This is a genomic window from Candidatus Eisenbacteria bacterium (assembly GCA_020847735.1).
GTDB lineage: Bacteria > Eisenbacteria > RBG-16-71-46 > RBG-16-71-46 > RBG-16-71-46 > CAIXRL01.
The window spans coordinates 122,559-148,744 of sequence record JADLBL010000020.1; the positions used below are offsets into that span (position 1 = coordinate 122,559).

18 protein-coding genes and 1 pseudogene are annotated in these 26,186 nt (G+C 72.1%); 9 read left to right on the forward strand and 10 right to left on the reverse strand.

The window, feature by feature from the left end; genetic code table 11:
* The first annotated feature begins 48 nt into the window (after positions 1-48).
* The 5 genes from IT347_09345 to IT347_09365 all read left to right on the forward strand — a co-directional run bounded on the left by IT347_09345 (position 49) and on the right by IT347_09365 (position 5,129).
* The gene (locus IT347_09345) at positions 49-627 is read left to right on the forward strand and encodes a GTP cyclohydrolase I (GenBank protein MCC6349779.1); all 579 of its coding nucleotides are present in this window, start codon (positions 49-51) and stop codon (positions 625-627) included.
* Between the two features lie 20 nt (positions 628-647).
* Positions 648-1,400, forward strand: a complete 753-nt coding sequence (locus tag IT347_09350; protein ID MCC6349780.1) for a glycosyltransferase — start codon at positions 648-650, stop codon at positions 1,398-1,400.
* Entirely contained in the window at positions 1,397-2,317 is a 921-nt protein-coding gene (locus IT347_09355; protein MCC6349781.1) for an NAD(P)/FAD-dependent oxidoreductase, read from the forward strand. Before IT347_09350 ends, IT347_09355 begins: the two co-directional genes overlap by 4 nt.
* A 281-nt stretch (positions 2,318-2,598) precedes the next feature.
* Positions 2,599-3,456, forward strand: a complete 858-nt coding sequence (locus IT347_09360) for a hypothetical protein (protein MCC6349782.1) — start codon at positions 2,599-2,601, stop codon at positions 3,454-3,456.
* A gap of 104 nt (positions 3,457-3,560) precedes the next feature.
* Positions 3,561-5,129, forward strand: a complete 1,569-nt coding sequence (locus IT347_09365) for a DUF4301 family protein (GenBank protein MCC6349783.1) — start codon at positions 3,561-3,563, stop codon at positions 5,127-5,129.
* A 7-nt stretch (positions 5,130-5,136) separates the two neighbouring features.
* Here IT347_09365 and msrB read toward each other — a convergent pair whose 3' ends face one another.
* Complete coding sequence (gene msrB, locus IT347_09370) at positions 5,137-5,610, reverse strand: peptide-methionine (R)-S-oxide reductase MsrB (protein ID MCC6349784.1); 474 nt, start codon at positions 5,608-5,610, stop codon at positions 5,137-5,139.
* A 258-nt stretch (positions 5,611-5,868) separates the two neighbouring features.
* Positions 5,869-6,507 (reverse strand): HD domain-containing protein, encoded by a 639-nt coding sequence (locus IT347_09375; GenBank protein ID MCC6349785.1) that lies wholly within the window; start codon positions 6,505-6,507, stop codon positions 5,869-5,871.
* Positions 6,508-6,665: 158 nt separating this feature from the next.
* Between IT347_09375 and IT347_09380 the strand changes: the two genes are divergently transcribed.
* Entirely contained in the window at positions 6,666-7,931 is a 1,266-nt protein-coding gene (locus tag IT347_09380; protein MCC6349786.1) for an HD domain-containing protein, read from the forward strand.
* 64 nt (positions 7,932-7,995) lie between these two features.
* Here IT347_09380 and IT347_09385 read toward each other — a convergent pair whose 3' ends face one another.
* The 4 genes from IT347_09385 to IT347_09400 are packed head-to-tail and all read right to left on the reverse strand — an operon-like array spanning position 7,996 to position 13,170.
* Positions 7,996-9,066 carry a type IV pilus twitching motility protein PilT gene (locus IT347_09385; protein ID MCC6349787.1) on the reverse strand — a complete coding sequence of 357 codons (1,071 nt, stop codon included), beginning with the start codon at positions 9,064-9,066 and terminating at the stop codon, positions 7,996-7,998.
* Positions 9,063-10,172, reverse strand: a complete 1,110-nt coding sequence (locus IT347_09390) for a PilT/PilU family type 4a pilus ATPase (protein ID MCC6349788.1) — start codon at positions 10,170-10,172, stop codon at positions 9,063-9,065. The genes IT347_09385 and IT347_09390 overlap by 4 nt, the downstream gene beginning before the upstream one ends.
* A 12-nt stretch (positions 10,173-10,184) precedes the next feature.
* Positions 10,185-12,554, reverse strand: coding sequence for a HEAT repeat domain-containing protein (locus IT347_09395; GenBank protein ID MCC6349789.1), 2,370 nt, complete (start codon positions 12,552-12,554; stop codon positions 10,185-10,187).
* A gap of 37 nt (positions 12,555-12,591) precedes the next feature.
* Positions 12,592-13,170 (reverse strand): FHA domain-containing protein, encoded by a 579-nt coding sequence (locus IT347_09400; protein ID MCC6349790.1) that lies wholly within the window; start codon positions 13,168-13,170, stop codon positions 12,592-12,594.
* Between the two features lie 322 nt (positions 13,171-13,492).
* On the opposite strand from IT347_09400, the gene IT347_09405 reads away from it, so the two are divergent.
* Together IT347_09405 and IT347_09410 are read left to right on the forward strand one after the other, a co-directional pair.
* On the forward strand, positions 13,493-15,982 hold the full coding sequence (locus IT347_09405; protein ID MCC6349791.1) for a PIG-L family deacetylase: 2,490 nt from the start codon (positions 13,493-13,495) through the stop codon (positions 15,980-15,982).
* A gap of 127 nt (positions 15,983-16,109) precedes the next feature.
* Positions 16,110-17,813 carry a sodium:solute symporter gene (locus IT347_09410; protein ID MCC6349792.1) on the forward strand — a complete coding sequence of 568 codons (1,704 nt, stop codon included), beginning with the start codon at positions 16,110-16,112 and terminating at the stop codon, positions 17,811-17,813.
* Positions 17,814-18,327: 514 nt separating this feature from the next.
* On the opposite strand, the pseudogene IT347_09415 reads toward IT347_09410, so the two are convergent.
* The 4 genes and pseudogenes from IT347_09415 to dgt all read right to left on the reverse strand — a co-directional run bounded on the left by IT347_09415 (position 18,328) and on the right by dgt (position 24,005).
* Positions 18,328-18,753, reverse strand: a pseudogene (locus IT347_09415) (DUF2911 domain-containing protein).
* 267 nt (positions 18,754-19,020) lie between these two features.
* Positions 19,021-21,819: a response regulator gene (locus IT347_09420; GenBank protein ID MCC6349793.1), complete on the reverse strand. Its 2,799-nt coding sequence runs from the start codon at positions 21,817-21,819 to the stop codon at positions 19,021-19,023.
* An 8-nt stretch (positions 21,820-21,827) separates the two neighbouring features.
* Entirely contained in the window at positions 21,828-22,460 is a 633-nt protein-coding gene (locus IT347_09425) for a YfiR family protein (GenBank protein MCC6349794.1), read from the reverse strand.
* A 216-nt stretch (positions 22,461-22,676) separates the two neighbouring features.
* Positions 22,677-24,005 carry a dNTP triphosphohydrolase gene (gene dgt, locus IT347_09430; protein ID MCC6349795.1) on the reverse strand — a complete coding sequence of 443 codons (1,329 nt, stop codon included), beginning with the start codon at positions 24,003-24,005 and terminating at the stop codon, positions 22,677-22,679.
* Positions 24,006-24,228: 223 nt separating this feature from the next.
* Here dgt and IT347_09435 point away from each other — a divergent pair, with 223 nt between their 5' ends.
* Entirely contained in the window at positions 24,229-26,022 is a 1,794-nt protein-coding gene (locus IT347_09435; protein MCC6349796.1) for a phosphoenolpyruvate carboxykinase (GTP), read from the forward strand.
* Positions 26,023-26,186: the final 164 nt, after the last annotated feature.

A 26,186-nucleotide genomic window follows, 5' to 3' on the forward strand; every position in this document is an offset into this window, starting at 1 on the left:
CCGGCTGCCGCTGCCGGCCCCGTTGTTTTTCCCGGGAGGACACGGTCCATGGCGGGGATCCGACCGACGAGCGACGACGCGGCCGCCCGCCGCGCCATCCAGGACCTGATTCGCGCGCTCGGGCTCGACACCGCGGCCGAACCCGAACTGGCCGACACCCCGAAGCGCGTCGCCGACCTGTACCGCGAAGCGTTCTCCGGGCTGGAGCCGGGGGCCGAACCGCAGGTCGCGGTGTTCCCGCACGAAGGCGCCGGCGACCTGGTGGTGGTGCGCGATCTGCCGTTTCACTCGATGTGCGTCCATCATTTCGTGCCGTTCTTCGGGCGCGCGCTCGTCGCCTACCTGCCCGGGACGAAGCTCATGGGCATCAGCGCCGCGGCCCGCGTCCTCGAGTACTACGCGCGCAGGCCACAGCTGCAGGAGCGGCTGGGGCGCCAGGTCGCGGAGCATCTCGGACGGCTGCTGGCGCCGCGCGGCGTCGCCGTCGTGCTCGAAGCGCGGCACCTGTGCATGGAAATGCGCGGCATTCGCAAGCGCGGGCTCGTCGAGACGCGCACGACGCTGGGCGAGCTGGCCGACGCGCGCTGGGCGGCGACGCTGCAGCTCGGCCCGGGCGATCGGGCCTGACCGCGGGCGGCGCGCGGACGATGCCGCCCACGATCTCGGTGATCGTGCCGACGCGCGGGCGGCCCGCCCTGCTCGCCGACGCGCTCGCGAGCGTCGCCGCGCAGGAACCCGCGCCGCTCGAGCTGCGCGTCGCCGTGGACGGCGCGCCGCCGGACGTCGAGACGCTCCCGGACCTGCCGATGCTGGCCGTGACGGTGCTGGCCGTTCGGTTCGGGCAGCCGGGCGCCGCCCGCAACGCCGCGGCCCGCGGCGCTGTCGGCGACGTGCTGGCGTTCCTCGACGACGACGACCGCTGGCGGCCGGGACATCTCGCGGGGCTCGTCGGCGCGTTCGCCGACCCCGGGGTGGGCTTCGCCTGGCGCGATGCGGAGGTGATCCGCGAACGCGTGCGCGAGGACGGAGTGCGCGAGAGCCTCGAATCGGTGGTGCTGGCGCGGGAGTGGGACGAGGAGCGGATGCGGACCGACGACTACCTTCCGCCGAGCGCCTGGGGCGTCCGGCGCGAGCTGTTCGAGCGGCTCGGGGGCTTCGACGAGTCGTTCGCCGCGAGCGAGGACTGGGACTTCGCGCTGCGCGCCGCGGGCGCGACCCGGGTGCGCCGCGTTCCCGGCGTGACGGTCGAGGTCCGGATGCGCGAGCAGGGCAACGCCTCCTCGGACTTCGGGGCCGTGCGCCGCGAGTGTCTGGCGAAACTGGCGGCGAGGCACGGGCTGCCGGCGCTGTCACCCAAGACATTCTGGGAAGTCGCTCGCGAGCTGCGGGAGCGCCGGTGAGGGACCTGCTGATCGTCGGAGCGGGGCCCGCCGGCATCTCGGCGGCGCTGTGGGCGCGCTCGTTCGGGCTCGACGTCGGCCTGGTGGACGCCGCGCCGACGCCGGGCGGGCAGCTGCACCGGGTGCACTTCCACCCGCCGGCGGTGCCCGGCTTCGAGGCGGGGGACGGACCGGCGCTCGCGGCCGCCTGCACCCGGCAGCTGGACCGCGCGGAAGTGACCTGGCGCGGCGGTTTCGAAGCGACCTCCCTGCGAGCGGCCGGAGAAGGCGAACCCTGGCCGCACGTGTCGTTCGGCGGCGGCGAGGCGCTGCCCGCCCGCGCGGTGCTGGTCGCGACGGGCGTGCGTCGCCGCCGACTCGGCGTACCGGGCGAGCGCGAGTTCGAGGGGCGAGGGGTGTCCTTCTCGGCGACGCGTGATCAGGCGCGACTGGCCGGCCATCCCGTCGTGGTGGTCGGAGGCGGCGACGCGGCGTTCGAGAACGCGCTCCTGCTCGCCGCCACCGGCAGCGAGGTGGACCTGGTGGTTCGCCGTGAGCCGCGCGCACGGCCGGAGTTCCGCGAACGGGTCGCCGCCGAAGCGCGCATCCGCCTGCACACGGGCCGTCGCGTCACGGCGATCCTCGGCGGCGATTCGGTCACCTCCGTCCGTCTCGAGGCCGACGGCGCCGCCTCCGATCTCGCGACCCGCGGCGTCGTGATCAAGATCGGGGTGCTGCCCAACAGCGAATGGTGCCGCGGCGTCCTGAAGACGGACGCGGACGGCTACGTGCTGACGGACGCACGGCTCGGGACTTCGGCGGCGGGCATCTGGGCCGCCGGCGACATCGTCCGCCCTTCGCCCCCGAGCATCGCGGTCGCGATGGGGCAGGGCGCCCAGGCGGCGGCCGCCATCCACCGTGAGCTTCGCGGCGGCTGAGCCGCGCCGCCCCTGACGTTGGAGGGTCCGGCGAGGGCTCAAGCCGGAGCCGCAATGCTCCGAAAACGTCAACAGTCGAAGGACCGCTTGGCCCCCTCGGCCTCCGTCTCCCCCGGCCGGAACCATGAGGAGGAGTTCTGGCGCACGTTCCCGCTTCGATCCCGCGAGCCGCAGCGTCGCCGCATGTTTCGGCGCACGCGGCGGATTGGTTCGCGCCCGTCGCGTTCGCCGCAGCGCTGCTCGACGCGCTGGGCCTGCATGCCCCGGGGCCGCTCGCCCGCATGCGCTGGCTCGAACTCGTCACGCTCGCGGGCTTGCTGCTCGCGGCCGACGCGCGGGGCAGGGACCGCGAACGGCACAGGTGGCGGACGCCGCTCGACGGACGCATCGCCGCCATGCTCGCCGTGCTGCTGTTCGCGTCGTTCGGAGGCGGCCCCGCCGGGCACGGACTCGAACTCCGGCTGCTGCTGGGCGCCGTGGCCGCCTACTACACCGCGGCCACACTGCTGGCACGCGACGGGCGGGCCTGCGAGGCGGCATGGCGGGTGTTCGCCGCCGCCGCGGGCCTGCTCGGCCTGCACGCACTGTGGGCCACGACCTCGGGACTCGCCCACCTGGCGGCGCTGTCGGTGGCCGCGGACGCCGCCTGGCACGCGCGTCATGGCCTGCTGTCCACGCTCGCGCTGGCGACGCTGCTCACCGCCGGCAGGGCGCTCGAGCGCGGCTCGGCGCCGCTCTGGCGGCTGGCGGCCGTCGTCGGCGCGACGGGAACGGTGCTGCACCTGGTCGCGACCGGATCGCCGTTCGCGACCAGCTCGCTGGCACGCCTCGAGGATCCGCTCGGCTTCAGCTCGATCGTGGTCATCATCATCGTCCTCAAGCGTGCCGGGTTCGACGCCTGGACACTCGGCCGCGAGCGCTCCGCCGAGCGGGGTCGCTGGTGGGGAGTGCTGGCGGTGGCCGTGTTCGTCGCGACCGGCGTGCTCTTCCGTCCGGGGCCTCCGGGCGAAGGCCTCGTGTTGCTCGTGGCGTTCTGCGGCGCGCTCCTCGCCGCCGCGCGCACCCTGCCCGGGACGGCGCCCGCGGCGGCCGCTGCCGTGGTGGAAGCGCCGGCGACGAAGCCGCGACGGGCGGCGTGAAGGGAGCCTCCCGGCCGCCCCGGGCGCGAACCTCCCGAATGTCGTAGCGTCCCGCGTCCGTGCGCGGCGTCCCGCCACGCGCGCTAGCTCCGAGGTGCCACCGGATGACGAGCCGCGGTTCCCGCTTCAGCGACGCCGATCGCGAGGATCTCGCCGCGCGCGGAATCCCGCCGCACGAGGCGGACCGCCAGCTCGAGTTGCTCGCCCGTCCTCGGGGCTACTCCGATCTGGTGCGCCCGTGCACGCCGGGAGACGGCCTGGTGCGCCTCGACGAAGCGCGCCTCGCCGCCGCGATCCACGGGCACGAGTCGGCGGCGGGCCGGGGCGCCGTCTCGACGTTCGTGCCGGCCTCCGGAGCCGCCACGCGCATGTTCCACGAACTGCTTGCCGCGCTCTCGAGCGGCGGGCCGCTCGCGCCCGGCGCGACCCAGGCGGCCGCGTCGGCCGGCGACGCGCCGTCGCGCGCCGTGGTGGCGTTCGTCGAGGGCCTGCCGCGCTTCGCGTTCCACGATTCGCTCGCTTCGGCGCTCGCCGCGGGCGGCGCCTCGCTCGATCGCCTGCGCGAAGCCGGGCCGTGGCGGCCGCTGCTCGAAGCGCTGCTCGAACCGCGGGGGCTCGACTACGCACGGCTGCCCAAGGGGTTGCTCGAGTTCCATCGCGATCCGGAGCCGCCGCACGGCGCGCGGACCGCCTTCGCCGAGCACCTCGAGGAAGCGCTCCTGCTCACGCGCGATCATTCCGGACGCTGCCGCGCGCACTTCACCGTGTCGCCGGAACATCGCGGGCGCTTCGTCGAACTGCTCGCGTCGCTGGCTCCCGGGCTCGAACGGGCGAGCGGCGCCCGTCTCGACGTCACGTTCTCGCAGCAGCAGCCGGCCACCGACACGCTCGCGGGCGACCCTGGCGGCGGGCCGTTTCGCGACGGAAGCGGTCGGCTGGTGCTGCGGCCGGCCGGTCACGGGGCGCTGCTCCCGAACCTCGAGGCGACGGGCGGCGACATCGTGTTCGTGAAGAACGTGGACAACGTCGCCACCGGCCGCCGGCGCGCGGAATCCCTGCGCTGGGCCCGCGCCCTCTGCGGCGTCGCCGCGGAACTGCGCTCGCGGTCGGAAGTCCTGCGGGCCCGGCTCGCGGACGGGCCCGATGCGGACGCCGAGGCGGACGCGCTCGCGTTCGTGCGCGAAGGGCTGGGCGAGCCCGAGCCGCCGGCCGGGCGTTCCGCGCTCGCGGCCTGGCTCGACCGCCCGCTGCGCGTGTGCGGGATGGTGCGGAACACGGGCGAGCCCGGTGGCGGGCCCTACTGGGTGCGGGACGCGGGCGGCCGGATCTCGAGGCAGATCGTCGAGTCCGTGCAGGTGGACCCGGGTTCACCCGCGCAGCAGGCGATCGTCGCGCGCGCCACCCACTTCAACCCGGTGTTCTTCGCCTGCTCGCTGCGCCGCGCCGACGGCGGCGCCTTCCGGCTCGCCGACTACGTGGATCCCTCGACGGCCATGGTCGCGCGCAAGAGCGCGGGCGGGAGGGAACTGCTGGCGCTCGAGCGGCCGGGACTGTGGAACGGCGCGATGGCGGACTGGATCACGGTGTTCGTCGAGGTGCCGCTCGAGGTCTTCAGCCCGGTGAAGACAGTCTTCGACCTGCTGCGCCCCGAGCACCAGGACGAGCGCGGGTGATCGGGCCCTACTTCGCCGGCACGAAGGTGAGCGCGGCCGAGTTGATGCAGTAGCGCAGCCCGGTCGGCTCGGGCCCGTCGTCGAACACGTGGCCGAGGTGGCCGCCGCAGCGCGCGCACTCGAGGGCGATGCGCTGCATGCCGAAGCTCGGGTCGGCCGTGCGGTGCACGTTCGCTTCCCGGGCCGCCCGCCAGAAGCTCGGCCAGCCCGTGCCCGAGTCGAACTTCGCCGAGGAGTCGAACAGCTCGAGCCCGCAGCCCGCGCAAAGGTAGCGCCCGCGGCGATGCTCGTTCCACAGCGCGCCCGAGAAGGCCCGCTCGGTGCCCGCCCGGCGCAGCACGTCGTACTGCCCGGGCGTCAGCAGGCGTTTCCATTCGGCGTCGCTATGCACGACGCGACCGGGACCCGGGCGGGTCGGGGCGGTGGGGGGGCTCGCGGCAGGCGCGCCGGTCGAGAGCGTGAGCAGGGCAACGGCCAGCATCGAGGCGAGCTTCATGGCAGCGCTCCTTACGGGGTCGGGCCGGGGTGCAGCCGCGGACTTTCGCCACCTTCCGATGGAGCGGAGGAGCGATCGGTGTCCGGGCACGGTCAAGCGACCGCGTCCGGCCGACGATCTCCGGCCTGCTCCGGCGTGCGTCCGGCCAGGGCGATGCGTGAAGCCCGCGCACGCGATGGCCCGGCGGCGGCCGCGTCTTCCGCGGCGGTTCCTCCGCGCGCTCCCCGCGATCGAGACGGGCGCTCAGGCGGCGGCGAGGTCTCCGCGCCGAACCCAGATTTCCAGTTCGGTGCGGGTGAACGCCTCCCACAGCCGGCCGCTGTCGTGCAGCTGCACGAACGCGTTGACCACGTCGGGAAAGAACTGCTGTCCGGCGCAGCGGCGCAGTTCCTCGCACGCGGCCCGCGACGACAGGCCGCGCCGGTAGGGGCGGTCCTCGGTCATCGCGTCGTAGGCCGCGCACACCATGATGACGCGGGCGCCGATCGGGATCTGGTCGGCGGCGAGGTTGCGGGGGTAGCCGGCGCCGTCGGGCCGCTCGTGGTGCGTCCAGACGATCTCGGCGGCCGCTTCCAGGCCGGGAATGTCCTTGATCATGTCGCGGCCGATGGTGGGATGCGTCTGGACGACCGCGCGTTCGCCCGCGTCCAGCGGCCGCGGGCTCTGGATGACGTCGTGGAGAATGGCGTTGCGACCCAGGTCGTGCAGCAGCGCGCCGAACTCGACGTCCACGAGTTCGGCCTCGGGCACGCCCAGCTCGCGGGCGACGCGCACGACGAAGCGCGAAATGCGGAGCGAGCGGCCGCGCGTGAACGGGTCCGAGGCGTCGATGACCGAAGTCAGCGCGCGCACCGTCTGCAGCAGCGGTAGACGCGGGTCCATGCGTACCTCCGAAGGGGGCCGGGGGAAGTGGCCCAAGCCGGTCCCGTGGGCCGGCGATTCCCGCGGGGTTTCGGCCTCCCGGGGGGCGGACTTGAGTCCGGAGTGCGCCCCGGCGCGTCGCGCTCAAGACGGGGGCGGAACATGCCGATTTCACGTCCATGTCCAAGTCCCAGGACCGCATTCGCCGTCCCGTCACCGACAGCCAGCTGCTGCCGCGTGTGGACAAGTTCGTGCCGACCGTGCTGGCCTGGCGCGCCCTCAACGAGTGGGACGAGGTCAAGGGGCAGGTCGTGCGTTCCGACGCGCGCGTCGCCGAACTGCTCCTCGGTCTGGTGCGCGACACGGCGGCCTCCCGCTACGACGAGAAGCAGCTGCTGGACGTCGTCGCGGACTACGCGCTGCGGGCGTTTCCGAACGCCACCAACTTCGTCCTCGTCAGCCGCGACGAGGAAAGCGACGACCTGATCGTGATGCGTGCCCAGACGCACGAGGGTGAGGCGACCGAGGCGGTCCAGCTGAGCCGCACGATCGCTGAACGCGCCATGAACGACGACTGCGCGATGCTCTACGTGAACGGCGGCGGCGCGAACTCGGCGACCGAGAGCCAGGTGCTCTCGCGCATGGAGACCGCGATCTGCGCGCCGCTGCGCGACGGCCAGGGCCCGTTCGGCGTCATGCAGCTCGACGTGCGCCGGCCCAAGCGCGGGCGCTTCACGCGCGAGGACGTGGACCTGCTGACGGTCTTCGCCAGCCAGGCGTCGCTGTCGCTGGAGCACCTGCGCGTGCTGCAACAGCAGCAGCGCGCCTTCGCCTCCACGATCAACGCCCTGTTGCATTCGCTGACGCTGCGCGATCCCGAAACCGCCCAGCACTCCGAGCGCGTGCAGGACGTGGCCGTGTGGATCGGCCGGCAGCTTCGCCTGGACGCCGAACGGCTCGAGGTGCTGCGCGTCTCGGCCCTGCTGCACGACCTCGGCAAGCAGGGTGTTCGCGACGAAGTGCTCTTCAAACCCGACCGGCTCACGGACCTCGAACGGGCCGAGATGGCCACGCACGCGGCGCACACGCAGAACATTCTCGACCGCATCGTCTACCCGATGGCGCTGCGCGACGTGCCGCGGATCGCCGCCTGGCACCACGAGAAGATGGACGGCACCGGTCCGTTCGGCATCGCCGGACCCCAGGTCCCGCTCGAGTCGCGGATCCTGTCGGTCGCCGACGTCTTCGACGCGCTGCTGAGTCCGCGGCCCTACCGCGAGGCGCTGAGCCCCCGCCGTGCGCTGCTCATCATCGAAAACGGCGAGAACGTGGACTGGGATCCCGAGGTGATCGCGGCCCTCAAGGCCTGCCTGCACGACGTGCTCGCCGACGTCTACTCGGTGGGCGCGGAGCCCGGCGAAACCGACCCGCCCGTCGCCGCCTGAGGGCTTCCGCGCGCGACGATTCGCGTGGGACGCCGCGTCCGTGGATCTGCCCCGCGCCCGGGGGTCAGGCGGCGAGATCGCCGCTGACGAAGCGCTCGAAGATCGTGCGGTCGATGGCCACCTCGTAGGCCTCCTCGCCGCTGATCACCTCGCGCCGCACGAGGTCCTGCAGGACCGCGTCGAGGGCCTGCATGCCGATGCGCCCGCCCGCCTGGATCGCCGAGTGGATCTTGTGCGTGTTGCCGCCGCGGATCATCGCGCTCACCGCGTGCGTGTTGATCATGACCTCGGCCGCGGCGAGCCGGCCGGTGTGGTCCAGCTTGCGGACCAGCTGCTGCGAGACCACCAGCCGCAGGCTGTCGGCGAGCATGGTTCGGACCTGCGCCTGGCGGCGGGGGGGGAAGACGTTGACGATGCGGTCCACCGAGCGGACGGCGCCGTTGGTGTGCAGGGTTCCGAGGACCATGATGCCCGTCTCGGCGGCGGTGAGGGCGAGGCTGATGGTCTCCAGGTCGCGCATCTCGCCGACCAGGATCATGTCCGGGTCCTCGCGGACCGCGCTGCGCAGCGCCTCGGAGAACGAAGGCGCGTGGGCGCCGATCTCGCGCTGCGTGACCACGCACTGCCGGTACGAATGCACGAACTCGATCGGGTCCTCGATCGTGATGATGTGGCCCTTCCGGTTGCGATTGACCCAGTCGATCATGGCGGCGAGGGTCGTGGACTTTCCCGAGCCGGTGGGCCCGGTCACGAGGATCAGGCCCTTGCCGACCGCCAGCGCCTGCGGAATGGCGGACGGCAGGCTGAGGGACTCCAGCGTCGGCGGATCGTTCGGCACGACGCGGAACGCCGCGCCGAGCCCGCCGAGGTGCTGGTAAATGTTCACGCGAAAGCGCCCCGCCGATTCCGACTCGTAGGCGATGTCGATCGCGCTGTGCTCCGCCAGCGCCTGGCGCTGCTCGAGGGTCATGAACTCGGTCAGGAAGTCGTTGACGTCGGCGACGGACAGTTCGCGGAAGCGCACCGGCTCCAGCTCGCCGGCGATGCGGATGCGCGGCGGCTGGCCCGAGACGAGATGCAGGTCGGAACCGCCCTGGTGGACGGCCAGTTCGAGGAACGCGTCAATGCGGTTCACGCGGCCTTGCCTCCCTCGGCGCCGCCGGTCATCAGCGCCAGCAGTTCGGGGCGGGTGACGAACGGCGCGAACCCCCACTTGTCCTCGGCCTTGAGGAACGCCTCGTCCGGGTCGATCTCGCCCGCGCGCACGAGCGCCAGCAGCGCCTGGTCCTTGAGCTGCATGCCGAGCCGCTTGCCCATGGTGATCGCGCCGGGAATCTGGAACGTCTTGCCCTCGCGGATCAGCTGCTGGATCGCCAGCGTCACGACCAGGATCTCGAGCGCGGCCCGACGCCCGCGGCCGTCGGCGACGCGCAGCAGGTCCTGGCTCACGACCGCCTTGAGGTTGTCGGCGAGCGAATTGCGCACCTGGGACTGGTTGTCCGAAGGGTGGGCGTCCACGATGCGGTCGATGGTCTGGGCGGCGCCGCGCGTGTGCAGCGTGCCGAGCACCAGGTGGCCGGTCTCGGCGGCCTCGAGCGCCAGCGTGATGGACACGGCGTCGCGCAGTTCGCCCACCAGAATGACGTCCGGGTCCTGGCGCAGGGCGCTGCGCAGCCCCTCCTGGAAGGAGGGCACGTGGGTGCCGACCTCGCGCTGGATGACGAGCGAGCGGTCGCTGGGGTGCACGAACTCGACCGGATCCTCGAGCGTGATGATGTTCAGCGAGCGCGAATGGTTGACCTCGTGGATCATCGCCGCGAGCGTCGTGGACTTGCCGGTGCCGGTGGCGCCGGTGACGAGTACGAGTCCCGAGCTCAGGCGGCAGAAGGACGAGAGCACGCGCGGCATGCCCAGCTGCTCGAGCGAGGGCACCCGGTCGGGCACCACGCGGCAGAAGGTCGAGATGCCGAGTCGCTGCCGGCAGGCGTTCACGCGGAAGCGGCCGATGCCCTCCGCGGTGTAGGCGAAGTCCACGGCGCCGAGGCGGTTGAACTGCTCGACCTGGTGCTCGTTCAGGATCTCGGAGACGAGGGATTCCGACTCCTCGTGCGAGAGCTCGCGGTAGGGGATCGGCGTGAGTTCCCCGTCGAGGCGGACGAGCGGCGGCAGGCCGACGTTGAAGTGGATGTCGGAGCCTCCCTGCTGCTTGCCGATCTCGAGGAAGGCGTCGATGCGCGCCATGGCGGCGGTTCCCTAGGCCGCGGCCCGGCGCAGCTGCGCGAGGGTCTCGGCGGCGCTCGCGGGGCGGTCCACCGCGAGCCGGGACATGCAGCGCATGACGATTTCGCTCACCCAGCCCGGCACGTGCGGCGCGACCTCGGCGAGCGGCGGCACCTCGGACTCGAGGTGCTGGAACAGCACGTTGACGGCGTTCGTGCCCGCGAACGGCAGGCGGCCCGAGATCATCTCGTACAAGACGATGCCGAGCGAATACAGGTCGGTGCGTCCGTCCACTTCCTGGCCCGTGATCTGCTCGGGCGAGATGTACTCGGGCGTGCCGACCAGGATGCCGCTCTGCGTCAGGCGCGAGCGCGTTCCCTGCGCCACCAGCGCGAGGCCGAAGTCCACGATCTTCACCCCGTCGTTCGCGTCCACGAGGATGTTCGCCGGCTTGATGTCGCGGTGCACGATCCCCATCTGGTGCGCGGCCTCGAGGCCGTCCAGGACCTGCTCGGTGATCGCCAGCGCCCGCTCGACGGGCATCGGGCCGTCCTCGCGCGCGACGGTTCCGAGGTCGCGGCCGTCGAAGTGCTCCATCGAGATGGCGTGCGCCCCGCCGAGGTCCACCATGTCGTAGATGCGGATGACGTTCCGGTGCGTGATGCGGCGGGTGAGGCGCAGTTCCTGCACGAAGCGGCGGATCATGCTCTCGTCCATGGACAGCTGGGGCGAGAGGATCTTGAGCACCAGCTCCTCGCGAACGACGATGTCCTCGACGAGATAGACGGTTCCGAAACCACCGCCGCCGATGTAGCGCACGACGCGGAAGCGTTCGTTCACCATCGTGCCGGGATCGAGCTTCTGGAAGTTGAGCACCTGCTGCCGCGCGGGCGTCGTCGGCGTCGGGGTGGGCGTGGGGACGGCGGCGTCCGCGTCGCGTGACGGCATGCGCCGGATCGCCGAGTCCGAGCGGCCGCTCTCGGGTCCGAAGTGCCCCCGGACCTCGAGCGGCATGGACGGAGTCGCGCGCTTGGCGCCGAAGCCGGCGCGCTCGAGCGCCTGGTAGACCCGCGTGCGGTCCTCCTCGGGCAGCTCGGCCTTGCTGAACTGGGTGAGCGCGTTGAGCGCCTCGCGCCGGATCTCGGCGCTCTCGGAATCGGCGAGACGGCAGACGGACTCGACGACGCGCGGATCGGGCATCTGCGCCAGCGCGCGCAGGCACAGGGGCACCGCGCGCGGGTCGCGCGTCAGCATGCGCAGCAGCGGTTCCACCGCGCGCGGGTCGCGGGTCTTCGCGAGCGCGTCAATGGCGCGCTCGCGCACCCACCAGTCGTGGTCCTCGAGCGCGCCGATCAGGGGCTCGACGGCCCGCTTGTCCGGGACCGTGTTCAGGATCTCGACGGCGTAACGGCGGATGAAATCGTCGGGGTCCTGGACCAGCTCGATCACGGCGTCGATCACCTTGGGGCCTCCGAGCGTGCCGAGCGCGTCGGCCGCGCGGACGCGCACCCACCAGTCGGCGTCGCGCAGGGCGGAGACGAGGTCCTTGATCGCCTCGGTCGTCACGACCTGGTTGAGAACCTCGACGGCGGCGCGGCGGACGTACTCGGAGTCGTCGCGCAGGTACTCGAGCAGATGCGGAACGGCCGCGACGTCGCCAATGGCGATCAGCGTCTCGATCGCCGCCGCCTGCACCTTGATGTCGATGTCGCGCAGTCGGCCGCAGAGCGCCGGCAGCGCCTCGCTGGCCTTGAGCACGCCCAGCGTGCGGACCGCCTCGAGGCGGACCGCGGCGCTCTCGTCCTTGAGCAGTTCGGCGACCCCCTGGATCGAGTCCTGCCCGGGAAGCTTCGCCAGCAGTTTGACCGCGTGCAGTCGCAGCCACCACTCGGCGTGGCGCGCCAGGCCGACGACGTCGCTCGAGATGCTGGAGTCGGCGCGCCGCTCGAGCAGCCGGAACACGCTCCCGCGGGCGTCCTTGCTCAGGTCCGGCAACACGCGGACGAGCGTCACCGGCTGAAGGCGCTGCATCTGCGCGGCGAGGATGGCCTCGAGGCGCGCCTTGGAAATCGCCGGTTCCGAGAACAGGGGCAGCAGGAGCGCCGGATCGAACAGGGCCGAACGCGAGAGCGCGGTGGAAGCGGCCTCGACGACCGCCGGAACGGGGGACTGCAGCGCCTCGACGAAGACCGCCAGCGTCTCGTTCGTGGCCAGCTTCTCGAGCACTTCGATCGAGGCTTCGGAAGCCTTGCCGCGGGCGATGGCGTCGAGCAGCCCGCGAACGGCGGAGGGACCGAGGGCGACGAGCTTCTCCTGCGCCTGGGCGACGTCGGTCGCTTCCTGCAGGGGATCCTGCAGGCGCTTCGCGAGCTTCCCAGCCTGGAATCGCCGGATCAGGTCCATGATCTCGCTTCGTCGAAGAAGGAACGGTGCAGGACTTCTAGCGGGAAAGCAGCAGCCAGACCGCCCCGGCGCCGAGCGCCGCGCCGAGCAGGAACGAAACGACGATCGCGGCGACCGGCGAACCGTGCGACGCCGAGGGCGACGTCATTCCCGCGGCGGCCGACACGCCGGCCGGCGGGGCGACGGGATGGACCTCGCGCTCCTTGGACGTCTCGAGCAGGTTTCCGAGCTCGGCGCGCGAGAGCACCATCGTGTGCTGCTCGGTGCCGACCGACGACTTGCGGGATTCCTGGCCGCCGGCCCTGCGATCGGTGTCGTAACCGACCCACAGCGTGTACTTGCCGAAGCGCACGACGTCGTTGTTCTTGACGACCGCGGTGTGCACCATCTGGTCGTTCACGAACGTGCCGTTGGCGCTGCCGAGGTCCACGAGCTGGTACTCGCCGCCCGGCGTCTTCTCGAGCCGGAAATGGTCGCGCGAGACGCCCGGGTTGTCGACGAAGACGTCGGAGCCGGGATCCCGGCCGATGCTGATGACGGGCTTGTCGAACGTGTAGTTGCGCACCGGCCGCCCCATCAGCGACAGGCGAAGCTTCAGCAGATTCCCTTCGGACATGGCGTCTCCTCCTGGCAGCGACCTCCGGCGGGTGCGCGGCGGACGCCGGCCGACGGCGCTTCCAGTCCCGCGCCGGGCGAACGTGTGACCCTGTGTCTATCGGCCGAAGCACAGCGCCCCCTTGAGGTCGTTTTGCACGGGGTGAACCCACCCAGCCCCGGGCGCGCCCGGGCCTGCGCCTGCGGACGCCGGGCGTTCGGGGGCGCGTTCCCGGGCGCTGGTCACCCGGCAGGGCCGGGCGGCCGCGTGCCGTGCTACGGTGGGCCACGACCGTCGGCCCGCCTGCGCGGGCCCCGCATCCCTCGCCGGAGTCGCCCCCGCCATGGCCCGACGCTTCCACCGTCGTCTCGCGCTCGCCGCCGTTCTTCCGCTGCTCGTCCTCGGCCTCTCCGTTCCGTCTCGAACCGCGGATGCCGGCCCCCGGCCGGCCGACGTGCTCGACGCGGGGGAGACGCGCCTCGCGCTCGAGCGGCTGCGCGTCACCGGTTCCGTCCTGTACGTGGCGGCCCACCCGGACGACGAGAACACGGCCCTGCTCGCGTGGCTGGCCCGCGGCCTCAAGGTGCGGACCGCGTACCTGTCCATGACGCGCGGCGACGGCGGCCAGAACCTGATCGGGCCGGAACTGGGCAGCGAGCTCGGCGTGATCCGCACCCAGGAGCTGCTGGCGGCGCGTACCGTGGACGGGGCCGAGCAACTGTTCACGCGCGCGGTGGATTTCGGCTACTCGAAGAGCCCCGCGGAAACCTTCGAGTTCTGGGGACACGATTCGATCCTCGCCGACGTCGTGCGCGCGATCCGCCACTGGCAGCCCGACGTCGTGATCACCCGCTTCCCGACCGACGGCAGTGGCGGCCACGGGCATCACACGGCCTCGGCGATTCTCGCCGAGGAGGCTTTCGCTGCGGCCGCGGACCCGGCCCGCTTTCCGCAGTGCGGCGCGCCGTGGCGCGTGCGGCGCCTGTACTGGAACGCGTTCGTCCGCGGAAGCACGCGGGTGGACTCCTCGTGGCTGCGGGTGGACGCGGGCGGCTTCGAGCCCCTGCTCGGGCGCTCCTGGGGCGAGATCGCCGCGGTGAGCCGCAGCAACCACAAGAGCCAGGGCTTCGGCGTCGCCGAGCGCCACGGGGCGCTGCCGAACTACCTGGCGCCGCGACTCGGAGACGCGGCCGTGGCGGATCCGCTCGCCGGCGTGGACCTGACGTGGCGGGCCTTCGGGCCGGCGGGCGTGCGCGCCGACTCCCTCCTCGCGCTCGCCGCGGGCGAGTTCGACCCGTCGAGGCCCGAGGCGCTGCTGCCGAGGCTGTTCGAGGTCCGCCGGGCGCTCGCCTCCGCGCCGCCCGTGCGCCCCGCCCTGCTGGCGGCCAGGCGCGCCGAGCTGGAGGCGCTCATCCGCTCCTGCTCGGGGCTGTGGGCCGAGGCCATCGCGCTCGAGCCGGCCGTCACGCCCGGCGACTCGGTGCGCGTCGTGGTCTCGATCGTGAACCGCCGCGGCCTCGACCTGTCGGTGCGCCGGCTCACGTGCGGGGGCGCGAGCGGACGCGCGGCCGGCGTCGGCACCGACTACGCCGAGACGCTGACCGTGGCCGTGCCCGCCTCAGCGCTTCCGACTCAACCCTACTGGCTGCGCCGCGAACCCGTGCGCGGCCGCTTCGTGGTGGACGATCCCGCCGACATCGGCCGGCCCGAGGACGCACCGGCGCTGGCGGCATCGCTCGAACTGGCCACCTCCGCCGGCGAGTTCCGTTTCGATCTCCCGGTCGCGTATCGCTGGGCGGACCCGGTTCAGGGCGAACGCTGGCGGGCGCTGGAAATCGCGCCGCCGGCGACCCTGAATCTGGACCACGCGGTCTACCTGTTCCCCGATCGCGCGCCGAGACCGATCGGCGTGCGGGTCCGCGCTCAGCGCGACGGCGTCGCCGGGCGCGTCTCGCTCACGCTGCCGGCGGGCTGGACCTGCTCGCCGCCGACGGCCGACGTGGCCCTGCGCGGGAGCGGCGACGAGACGCACGTGCGGTTCACCGTCACCCCGGGCGCGGGGCCCGAAGCCGCCGATCTGTCGGCGGTCCTCACCGTCGGCGGGCGGCGATGGTCCCACCAGGAGGTGCGGATCGACCATCCGCACATCCCGCCGACCTCGCTCTACCCGCCCGCGACCGCGCGGCTGGTGCGCGCCGACATCCGTCACGCGGGCGCGCGCGTGGGCTACGTCGCCGGATCGGGCGACGCGATTCCCGACGCGCTGAGCCAGCTCGGCTACGAGGTCGTGCCGCTCAGCGACGACGACCTCGAGGGTGGAGACCTGTCGCGCTTCGACGCGATCGTGACCGGCGTGCGCGCGTACAACACCCGGCCGCGGCTGGGCGCGGCGCAGCCGCGGTTGCTCGACTGGGTCGCCGCCGGCGGCACGCTGGTCGTGCAATACAACACCACGGCCGACGGCCTGCCGCCCGCGCTCGGGCCTTATCCGTTCACGATTTCGCGCGACCGCGTGACCGACGAAACGGCCGGGGTCCGGGTGCTCGCCGCTTCGCATCCGCTGCTCACGCGGCCGAACGCGATCGGCCCCGCCGACTTCGCCGGCTGGGTGCAGGAACGCGGGCTCTATTTCGCGAACCCGGCCGACCCGCGCTACGAGCGGGTGCTCTCCTGCCACGACCCCGGCGAACCGGACCGCGAAGGCGGCCTGCTCTACGCACGGCACGGGCGGGGCGTGTTCGTGTACTGCGCCTACGCGATGTTCCGGCAGTTGCCGGCCGGCGTGCCCGGAGCCTGGCGGTTGTTCGCGAACCTGGTGAGCGCCCGGCCGTGAGCGAGGACGTCCGGGCGGACCGCGAGCGTCCTCCGCTCGGCGGTCGCTGGGGCACGCTGTACGCGATCGTGATCGCGGCGCTCGTGATCGAGATCGCTCTGCTCGCCTGGCTGACCCTGGCGTTCCGATGAGGCCGCTCGACGTCGTGGTGCTCGCGGGAACCCTCGCGGCGTTCGTGCTCTACGGCCTGTGGCGTTCGCGCGCGACCCGCGACCTGCCCGCGTACCTGGTCGCGGGGCGAAGCGTTCGCTGGCCGGTCGTCGCGTTGTCGGTGATGGCGACGCAGGCGAGCGCGGTGACCTTCCTGGCGACGCCCGGGCAGGGATACGCGGGCGGACTGTCGTTCGTGCAGTTCTACTTCGGGCTGCCGCTCGCGATGGTCCTGCTCTGCCTCACCGCCGTGCCGGTCTTCCAGCGGATGCGGGTCGCGACGGCCTACGAGTTCCTCGAGCGGCGTTTCGACGGAAACGTGCGAAGCCTGGCCGCCGGACTGTTCCTGCTGCAGCGCGGGCTGGCGGCCGGCATCACGCTGCTCGCGCCCGCGATCGTGCTGTCGGTCGTGCTCGGCTGGGAGCTGCGCTGGACGTGCCTGCTGCTCGGCGTGCTGATCGTCGGCGTCACGACGCTGGGCGGATCGAAGGCGATCGCCCAGGCGCACGCGCTGCAGTTCACCATCATCATGGGCGCGATGGCGCTCGCCTTCGCGCTGGCGCTGCGGCAGCTGCCGGCGGGCGTCGGCATGACGGACGCCCTGTCGGTCGCCGGCCATCTCGGAAAGCTGAACGCGGTGGACCCGCAGTTCGATCCGCGCGGCCGCTACAACCTGTGGGCGGGGCTGGTGGGCGGGCTGTTCCTTCAGCTGTCCTACTTCGGCACCGACCAGTCGCAGGTCGGGCGCTACCTCGCGGCGCGCTCGACGGCGCAGGCGCGCCTGGGCCTGCTCGTGAACGGCCTGCTCAAGGTGCCGATGCAGTTCTTCATCCTGCTGCTGGGCGTGCTGGTGTTCGTGGTCTTCCAGTTCGAGCGCACCCCGTTGTTCTTCGATCCCTCGGGTGCGGCGAAGGCGGCGGCGGGCCCGCACCGCGGGGAATGGCGCGAGCTCGAGGCGAGGCACGAGGCGATCGGGCGGGAGCGGGCCTCCGCGCTGCGGGGCTGGATCGCCGCCCGGCGGGCGGGGGAGGCGGTCGCCGTGACGGCGGCCGAGAAGGAGGTCCGGGAGGCGCTCGCGCGCACCGGAAACGTGCGCGACTCGGCGCTCTCGGTGCTGCGCGCGACCGACCCCGCGGCGAACACGAACGACACCAACTACGTCTTCCTGCGCTTCGTGCTCGCGAGCCTGCCCGCGGGCGTGGTCGGACTCGTGCTGGCGGCGGTGTTCGCGGCGGCGATGAACTCGTCCTCCTCCGAAATCCACGCGCTCACCTCGACCACGATCGTGGACGTGGTGCGCCGCGTGCCGGGGGCGCCGCGGGACGAGGCGAAACTTCTCGGCTGGACGCGGGCGGTGAACGTCTTCTGGATCGCCTTCGCGAGCCTGTTCGCGCAGTTCGCGGGCCGCTCCGGCTCGCTCGTCGAGACGGTGAATCAGCTCGGGTCGCTGTTCTACGGCACCATCCTCGGCATCTTCCTGTGCGCGTTCCTGGTGCGTCGCGCGGGCGGACCGGCGGTGTTCGCGGCGGCGCTCGCCGCCGAGGCGGTCGTGCTCGTGTGCTGGAAGCTCGATCTGGTGTTCTGGCTGTGGTTCAACGTCGTCGGCTGCCTGGTCACGCTCGCCGTGGCCGCGCTGCTCGCCGCGCTGGTGCCCGACTGGCGGGCGAAGCCGGCGGCCTGAGGCCTCGAAAGGCGTCCGGCCGCGGCGCCGGGAGGCGCCGCGGCCGGAACGCGGAAAACCGAACCGTTTACTTCCCGGTCTTGCCCGACCACTCCGCGAGCAGCTTCTCCATCGGCTCGATCTGCGCCGGCACGAGATCCTTGTCCGCCTTGCCCAGCGCGACGGCCTTCGTCATCTGCGCGATGGCCTCCTTCGTGCGGCCCGACTTCGCCTGCAGGCGCGCGGCCAGCGAGAGCGTCTGGAAGTTCTCCTTAAGGCCGAGGGCCTTCGTGCTCCACGCCGCCGCCTCTTCCGGAGCCTGCGCGTTGTCGAGGCACCAGTTCGCGGCGCGGTAGGGCGTGCGCCAGTCGTCGGCGGTCGCGGCCGCGACGGCGGCACGGCAGTCCTTGAGCACCTTCGCGGTCACGTCCACCGAGATCCGCACCGGCACGCGCAGCTTCTCCCAGCGAAGCGCGAGATCGGTCTCGGAGGGCGAGGCGATGTCGAAGGTGAACTGCATCCATTCGACCGCCTCCGCGGACTGCGGCTTCACGGTGACGCGGAGCGCGTCCTCCTTGGGGTCGTAGGTGGTCCCGCGCCACAGGTTCTTCTGACGGCTGAAAGCGACCACCCAGCTGTCCGGGCCCGGCACGGTGACGATGGCGTAACTGCCCGCCGGCAGCGGCTGGCCCTCGACCTTCACGTCATCGGCGATCGTGAGCGTAGTGGCCTCGTTCGCGCCGGTACGCCACGGCTGGCCGTAGGGCACGAGGCCGCCCCAGATGACGCGGCCCTTGACGCCGGGACGCGAGTACTTGAGCGAGAACTCGGTGGTCCCGATGGTCTGGCTGACGCTCGCGCCGGGACTCGGGGCCGGAAGTGAGAGCGTCGCCTGGGCGAACGCGGGCGAAGCGACGGCGATGGCGGCGAGCGCCACGAGGGCGGCGTGCGGGATGCGCATGGGGTCCTCCGGGAGGCTGGATGCTGTCCGGTCCTGGCGCCTCGGGCGCCGGGGGGGGCAGGGCGCGGCGGGCGGCACCATAGAGGTCGCCTCGCGGGGCCTGCAAGCGGCCGCACGCGGGCGGCCGGTCCCGCACCCGGCCGGCGCGATTCGTCCGCCGCTCGCCGCTGCGCGCCGCGACCCGCCCGCAGGCGCGACGGGGGCGCCGTCGCCGGCGCCCCCGTCGGGTGAGTCCTGCGCCTCCCGCCGTGCCGGCAGGGGGGCCGCTCAGGCCGCCCGGTTCACCAGCCCGCGCAGCACCGGCTGCAGCCGGGCGAGCTGAACCTGCATCTCGCGCCACGCCACCTGGGCGTCGGCGAGCTGGCCGCCGCGCGCGTGCATCTCGAGGCGCAGAGCCGCGTCGGCCGCGGGCTGCGCGGCGAGCGTCAGGAGCAGTCCCTTGAACGTGTGCGCGGCGCGCGCCAGCGTGGTCGCGTCCCCCTGCTGGAGCGCCTGGCTGATCTCGCGCTCCTGCGCCGGCTGATCGCGCAGGAAAGTCGAGAGGATGTCCTGGATCACGTCCTCGTCGCCTTCCATGTTCTGGCTCAGGCGCGCGCGATCGAGGACCTCGGCCTCCGGCGCGTGGGGCCGCACGGCGGGGGTCACGGGCGTGGCCGAGCCCGCGCGATTCGGGAACAGGCGGTTGAGCGTCCCGAACAGCTCGCTCGCGTTGATGGGCTTCGAGACGTAGGCGTCCATGCCGGACTGCAGGCACTTCTCACGGTCGCCGGTCATGGCCAGCGCGGTGAGGGCGACGACGGGGAGTCTTCCGCCGGTCGCGCGCTCGCGCTCGCGGATCTTCGCCGTCGCCTCGAAGCCGCCCATGCGCGGCATGTGGACGTCCATGAGGACGACGTCGAACGAGGCGCGGGCGAGCGCGTCGAGCGCCTCGAGTCCGTCGTTCGCGACCGTGACCTCGTGCCCCCGCTTCTGCAGCATGGTCACGGCCAGCTTCTGGTTGACGAAGTTGTCCTCGGCGAGCAGCACCCGCAGGGGCGAGGTCTTCGGCGAGGACCCGGAAGCGATGGGGTTCATGTCCGTGGCGTCCTTCTGGGGTGTCGGCGCGCTGCTTTCGGGGGTCGCCGCCTTCGCGCCGAGCACCTGCGCGACGACCTGGTACAGCTGCTTCTGCGAAATCGGCTTGGTCAGGTAGGCGGCCATGCCGAGCTCGCGGCTGCGCGCCGCGTCTCCGCTCTGGCCCCCCGAGGTGAGCATCATGATCGTCGAGCCGGCCACGCCGGGCAGGTCCTTGATGCGCTCGGCGAGCTGCAGCCCGTCCATCTCCGGCATGTGGTAGTCCATGATGATGAGCGCGAAGGGGGAGTCCTCGGCCTTCGCCCGCCACAGCTCGGTGAGCGCCGCCTGGGCGCCATTCACCGCCGTGACGCGCAGCCCGAGCGCGCCCAGCTGCTCCGAAAGGATGCGCCGGTTCGTGGCGTTGTCGTCCACGATCATCGCGCGCAGCGAACGCAGCATTTCGCGCGACAGCGTCTGCGAGCGCGGCGCCGCGGGCTGCAGACCCAGCTGGACGGTGAAGTGGAACGTCGTGCCGCGGCCGTGCAGGCTCTCGACCCACAGCCGTCCACCCATCATCTCGACCAGCCGCTTGCAGATCGTCAGCCCGAGCCCGGTGCCGCCGTACTTGCGGGTCGTGGAGTTGTCGGCCTGGGTGAAGGCCTCGAAGATGGTCTCGAGCTTGCCGGCCTCGATCCCGATGCCGGTGTCGCTCACCGAGACGTGCAGCGTCACCGATTCCTCGCCGGAGCGTTCCTGCTCCTCGGCGCGAACGACGATCTCGCCACGCTCGGTGAACTTGATGGCGTTGCTGACGAGGTTCACCAGCACCTGCTTGAGCCGGATCGGATCGCCGATGACGCCCTCGGCCACCTCGGGACGCACGTCGCAGACGAGCTCGAGTCCCTTCTGGTGCGCGCGCAGCGCGACCGTCCGCAGGGCGGTGTCCACCTCGCTTCGCAGGTCGAAGCCGGTCGAGTCGAGATCCAGGCGGCCGGCCTCGATCTTGGAGAAGTCGAGGATGTCGTTGATGACCGACAGCAGCGTGTCGGCGGACGCCCGCGCCGTCTGAAGGTAGTCGCGCTGCTCGCTGCTGAGGTCCGTATCGAGCGTGAGCTCGGTCATCCCGATGACGCCGTTGAGCGGCGTCCGGATCTCGTGGCTCATGTTCGCCAGGAACTCGCTCTTGGCGCGGCTGGCCTCCTCGGCCCGGTCGCGGGCCGCGGTCAGGTCGGCGTTGGCGTTCACCAGTTCGGAGGTGCGGGCCTGCACTTCGGACTCGAGGTGCTCCTGGTGTTCCTGCAGCTGCAGGTCCCGCGCCTGGATCTGCCCGAGCATGCCGTTGAAGCCGTCGATCAGCTGTCCGACCTCGTCACGACCCTCCGAGACGGCGCGCATGCCGTAGTCGCGCTTCTCGGTGACCCGGCGCGTGACCGCGGCCAGGTGCAGCAGCGGCCGCGAGATCATGCGCTGCAGCCGCGAGGCGAGCGCGAGCGCGACGAGCGAGGCGGCGAGCAGGACCCAGCCCACGATCATCGCGTAGCGACGGATGCGGGCGTGCATCTCGAGCAGGTCGGAGCGGATGTAGACGGTGCCGATGCGCTCGCCATCCAGCAGCACGGGCTGAACCACGGCCAGCCAGTCCTGGTGCATCCCGGCGGCGGCGACTTCGGCCCGCGCCGGCCACTGGATGCCGGCTCCGGGCTCGCGGCGATAGTTCGCGAACGGCACCCCAGACGCGCGGTACATGCACGCCGAGATCACGTGGCGCTGCGCGCGCAGCGCCGACAGGGCGTCGCGGGCGGCGCTGGCGTCGTCGAAGGTCAGGGCGGCGGTGCTGTTGTTGCCGATGACCTCGCCGAGGATGGACAGGTCGCGCTCCATCGTGCGCCGGAAGGTGAACAGCTCGTAGCCGAGGAACGCGCTGCAGGCCAGCAGCAGAACCACCACGCTGGTCAGCATCGTGATCAGGGTCAGCTTGTGACGGATCGAGAGGTCGTGCAGGAACCGCATCGGGTCTCCTAGTCGCCGGCGTCCACGACGCGCGCGAGCGCGAGCAGCTTGGCGCTGATGCGCAGGCCGCTTCGCTCCGCGTGGCCGACGTTGATCTCGAATCGAACCTTGCCGGAGTCGGGAGCGAACCCGACCATGCCGCCGTGCGCCGCGAACGCGGGCGTGTCGGCGACCGTCAGGACCGGCGCGCCGGCGACCTCCATCAGCACCGCGTCCATGTGCTGCAGTTCGGACGACGCGACGTAGAGGATCTGGCTGCCGCGGGCGTCCTGGGCCCTGCGGACGAAGCGCACGAACACCGGCTTGCCGTTGATGGTCTTGGCGCTGAGCAGGTTGGCGAGTTCGGCCGCCAGATCGTCCTCGCCCAGGATGGTGAACACGATCTGACCCTTCGAGTTCGCGAGCGACGCCTCGGGCCACTGCACGAACTTGGCGATGTTCCAGAGCATTTCGGACTTGGTCTCGTTGATCCCCACCGCGCCGGCGACCGGAGCCGCCAGCAGGAGCGCGGCGGCCGCGAGCAACGCCGAGACACCGCCGCGAAGCAGGACGGCGGTCGGGCGTTGCTGGCAGGCGCGGGATCTCGGCGCGGCGGCGAGCGCAGGGTCCCGCGCCGGGTCGATACGACGCGAGTTCCGCAAGTCTCCATCTCCGGTTGACGGGTCCGTCCGAAGTCCCGGCCCCGCGACTTTATCGGCCGAAGGCCCGGCGGGACTTGAGCGGAACCGCGCGCTGTCCCGCGCCGGGTGCCACTTCCGCGCGCACGGGATGGCGGCGTCTTCGCCCCGGGGCACGATCCGCCTGCGCTTCGGCGGAGCGCCTGCGGCATGGAGGAAGATTCGCGGGAGCCGCTCCGCTCAGTCGCGTCCGCCGGGGTAGCGCATGCCGCGAAGCTCGCGGTACAGGCGCACGGCGTAGTGATCCGTCATGCCCGAGACGTGATCGGTCAGGCGGAGCAGCCGTTCGTAGGCGGGAGCCGACTGGAAGAGCCGCGGGTACAGTCGGCGCAGGTGCTGGCCGCGCAGCGAGCCCGGGTCCTGGTGCGCCGCGGTCAGGATCGAGAGCAGTCCCTGGATCGCCTCGGCGCCGGCGAGCTCCATCTTGAGGACGTCGCGTGCCCGGTAGCAGCGCTCGAGGCAGACCTGCTGGATCGTGCGGAGCGTCTCGCGATGCCGCATGACCGACTCCAGCGCCGCGGCGAACGAACCCTCGAGGATCCCCTCGTGCGATCCGAGGAACGCGTCGGCCGCGTCGCGGACCAGGGTGTGGATCGCGATCGCGCGCATCAGGTCGGCCCGCTCCATCCGCTCCGCGTAGTCCGGCAGGCTCCCGAGCGAGGGGCAGCGCGGATCGTCGGCGCACAGCGGCTCGAGGCAGCGCACGAACAGATCGTCGGGCACGTGCCGCAGGCGCAGCCCGTCCTCGAGATCGAGCAGCAGGTAGGCGATGTCGTCCGCGGCCTCGGTGAGCAGCGCCAGCGGATGCCGCATCCAGCGTTCGGCCTCGCGGCGCTCGAGCCCGAGCGTTCGCGCGACGGCCTCCCAGGCCCCGACGTCGCCGTCGAAGATCCCGGGCTTCTTCGCGCCACGCTCGGGTGAGCCGCGATCGGCCGCGAGCGACGAGCACGGGTACTTGACGAGCGCGCCGAGCGTGGCGGCCGTCAGCTGCAGGCCTCCCGGGCTCGAGGGGCGCTCGAGTCGGGTGACGATGCGGAGCGTCTGCGCGTTGCCCTCGAAGGCGAGGAGGTCGCGGCGCTGGCGCTCGGTGAGTTCGTTCCAGAAGGGGCGTTCGCGGTCGAAGAACTCGCGGATCGCGTCCTCGCCGACGTGCCCGAACGGCGGGTTGCCGAGGTCGTGCGCCAGGCAGGCGGCGGCCACGCAATCGCCGAGATCGCGCGGCTCGGGGCCGCCCTCGCGCACGGCCGTCCCCGCGAGGGCGCGCGTGCCGACGAGCGTGCCGAGCGAGCGCCCGATGGACGCCACCTCGAGGCTGTGCGTGAGCCGCGAGTGGACGTGATCGTCGTAGGGCAGGGGAAAGACCTGGGTCTTGTCCGCCAGGCGCCGGAAGGACCCGCTGAACAGGATGCGGTCGTAGTCGCGCTGGAAGGGCGAGCGCGCGCCGCTCTCGAGACCCGCGGCGGCGCCGGGTCGTTCGGGGGAAAGCAGGCGCTGCCAGTCGGATCGCATCGGATCTCCGGAGCCAGCTCGTGGGGATGGGGAAGCGACGCAGTATCACCCATGCGCGCTCCGGGCACGAAACGGACACGGGCCGTGCGCGGGGCGGTGTGTTGCGGGTGCGCGAGCGCGGTGTTTAGATTCCCGCGCTATTCAGCCGGTGACGATTCGACCGCGCGGGGCGCCGTACCCACCCGCCGGGTTTCTGATCACGCCAGGAAAGGTGGTTTTCGCGATGAACAGGCCGTTGGAAGCCTGGGTGAAGGAAGCGGCGGCGCTCTGCCAGCCGGACGACGTGGTGTGGTGTGACGGTTCGGACGCGGAGTATCGGGAGATGCTGCGCGTGATGGAGCACTCGGGCAGCGCGATCCGGATCTCGGAGTCGCTGCGGCCCGACAGCATCTTCGTGCGCTCCGATCCCGCCGACGTCGCGCGCGTCGAGGAGTTCACCTTCATCTGCTCGAAGACGAAGGACGACGCGGGCCCGACGAACAACTGGAGCGAGCCCGGGGAGATGCGCAGGAAGCTCGCCGCGCTCTTCGCCGGCTGCATGAAGGGCCGGACGATGTTCGTGATCCCGTACAGCATGGGACCGATCGGCTCCCCGATCGCCCGCATCGGCGTCGAGCTGACCGATTCGCCCTACGTCGTGGCCAGCATGCACATCATGGCCCGCGTCGGCACGAAGGTGCTCGAGGCGCTCGGCGAAGGCGAGTTCGTCCGCTGCCTGCATTCGGTCGGCGCCCCGCTGACCGAGAATCAACCGGATTCGCCGTGGCCCTGCAACGCGAAGTCGAAGTACATCTGCCACTTTCCGGAGACGCGCGAGATCATTTCCTACGGTTCGGGCTACGGCGGCAACGCGCTGCTCGGCAAGAAGTGCCACGCGCTGCGCGTCGCCTCGGTGCAGGCCCGCGACGAGGGCTGGCTCGCCGAGCACATGCTGATCCTCAAGCTCACGAACCCCGAGGGCAGGACCGCGTTCGTGGCGGCGGCTTTCCCGTCCGCCTGCGGCAAGACCAACCTCGCGATGCTCACGCCGACCCTGCCGGGCTGGAAGGTCGAGACGGTCGGCGACGACATCGCGTGGATGAAGTTCGGCGACGACGGTCGGCTGTACGCCATCAACCCGGAGGCCGGGTTCTTCGGCGTCGCGCCGGGCACCAGCATGAAGAGCAATCCGAACGCCATGCGGACGCTCGGCAGGCACGCGATCTTCACCAACTGCGCGCTGACCCCGGACGGCGACGTGTGGTGGGAGGAGATGACCGACACCGCGCCGGCGAAGCTCACGGACTGGCTGCGCCGCCCGTGGACGCCCGCGAGCCGCCGCAAGTCGTCGCACCCCAATGCCCGTTTCTGCGTGCCGGCCTCGCAGTGCCCGGTCATCGCGAAGGAGTGGGAGGATCCGCGGGGCGTGCCGATTTCGGCGATCCTGTTCGGTGGCCGGCGCGCCACGGTCATGCCGCTCGTCAACGAGGCGCTGTCCTGGCAGCACGGCACGTTCCTCGGTTCGATCATGAGCAGCGAGACGACCGCCGCCGCCGCCGGCGCGGTCGGGGCGCTGCGCTTCGATCCGTTCGCCATGCTGCCGTTCTGCGGCTACCACATGGGCGACTACTTCGCGCACTGGCTCGCGGTGGGCGCCCGGGGCGACGCCGCGAAGCTGCCGCGGATCTTCTACGTCAACTGGTTCCGCAAGGACGCCGGCGGCCGCTTCCTGTGGCCCGGCTACGGCGAGAACAGCCGGGTGCTCAAGTGGGTGTTCGAACGCGTCCACGGATCGGCGAAGGCGGTCGAGACCCCCATCGGCCGGCTGCCCGCGAAGGACGCGCTCGACGTGAGCGGGCTGGACGTTCCGGCGGCGGCGCTCGAGGAACTGCTGCGGGTGGATGTCGAGGGCTGGACGCAGCAGCTGGCCGCGGTCCGCGCGCACTACGAGAAGTTCGGTACCCGCCTGCCGCAGGGCCTGAAGGACGAGTTGCAGGCCCTCGAGCAGCGACTGCAGGGCGCGGCGACGCGAACCTGAGTCCGGCCTGGAAGATCCTCGCCGCGGTCCGGTGCGAACGGCCCAGGGCCGCGGGCGTTCGCAGGCTTCGACGGCCGTGGTGCGCGATCGAGTCTTGACACTGGCCGGAGCGCGGCTGTAAACGGTTACACCCAGTACGGCGATGCAGGTGACCTGTTGCGGTC

Bases quoted from the DNA above. Each gene is read 5' to 3' on its own strand.
- IT347_09345 (MCC6349779.1), top strand. From the start codon at position 49: ATGGCGGGGATCCGACCGACGAGCGACGACGCGGCCGCCCGCCGCGCC.
- IT347_09350 (MCC6349780.1), top strand. From the start codon at position 648: ATGCCGCCCACGATCTCGGTGATCGTGCCGACGCGCGGGCGGCCCGCC.
- IT347_09360 (MCC6349782.1), top strand. From the start codon at position 2,599: ATGCGCTGGCTCGAACTCGTCACGCTCGCGGGCTTGCTGCTCGCGGCC.
- IT347_09365 (MCC6349783.1), top strand. From the start codon at position 3,561: ATGACGAGCCGCGGTTCCCGCTTCAGCGACGCCGATCGCGAGGATCTC.
- msrB (MCC6349784.1), bottom strand. From the start codon at position 5,610: ATGCTGGCCGTTGCCCTGCTCACGCTCTCGACCGGCGCGCCTGCCGCG.
- IT347_09375 (MCC6349785.1), bottom strand. From the start codon at position 6,507: ATGGACCCGCGTCTACCGCTGCTGCAGACGGTGCGCGCGCTGACTTCG.
- IT347_09380 (MCC6349786.1), top strand. From the start codon at position 6,666: ATGTCCAAGTCCCAGGACCGCATTCGCCGTCCCGTCACCGACAGCCAG.
- IT347_09390 (MCC6349788.1), bottom strand. From the start codon at position 10,172: ATGGCGCGCATCGACGCCTTCCTCGAGATCGGCAAGCAGCAGGGAGGC.
- IT347_09395 (MCC6349789.1), bottom strand. From the start codon at position 12,554: ATGGACCTGATCCGGCGATTCCAGGCTGGGAAGCTCGCGAAGCGCCTG.
- IT347_09400 (MCC6349790.1), bottom strand. From the start codon at position 13,170: ATGTCCGAAGGGAATCTGCTGAAGCTTCGCCTGTCGCTGATGGGGCGG.
- IT347_09405 (MCC6349791.1), top strand. From the start codon at position 13,493: ATGGCCCGACGCTTCCACCGTCGTCTCGCGCTCGCCGCCGTTCTTCCG.
- IT347_09410 (MCC6349792.1), top strand. From the start codon at position 16,110: ATGAGGCCGCTCGACGTCGTGGTGCTCGCGGGAACCCTCGCGGCGTTC.
- IT347_09420 (MCC6349793.1), bottom strand. From the start codon at position 21,819: ATGCGGTTCCTGCACGACCTCTCGATCCGTCACAAGCTGACCCTGATC.
- dgt (MCC6349795.1), bottom strand. From the start codon at position 24,005: ATGCGATCCGACTGGCAGCGCCTGCTTTCCCCCGAACGACCCGGCGCC.
- IT347_09435 (MCC6349796.1), top strand. From the start codon at position 24,229: ATGAACAGGCCGTTGGAAGCCTGGGTGAAGGAAGCGGCGGCGCTCTGC.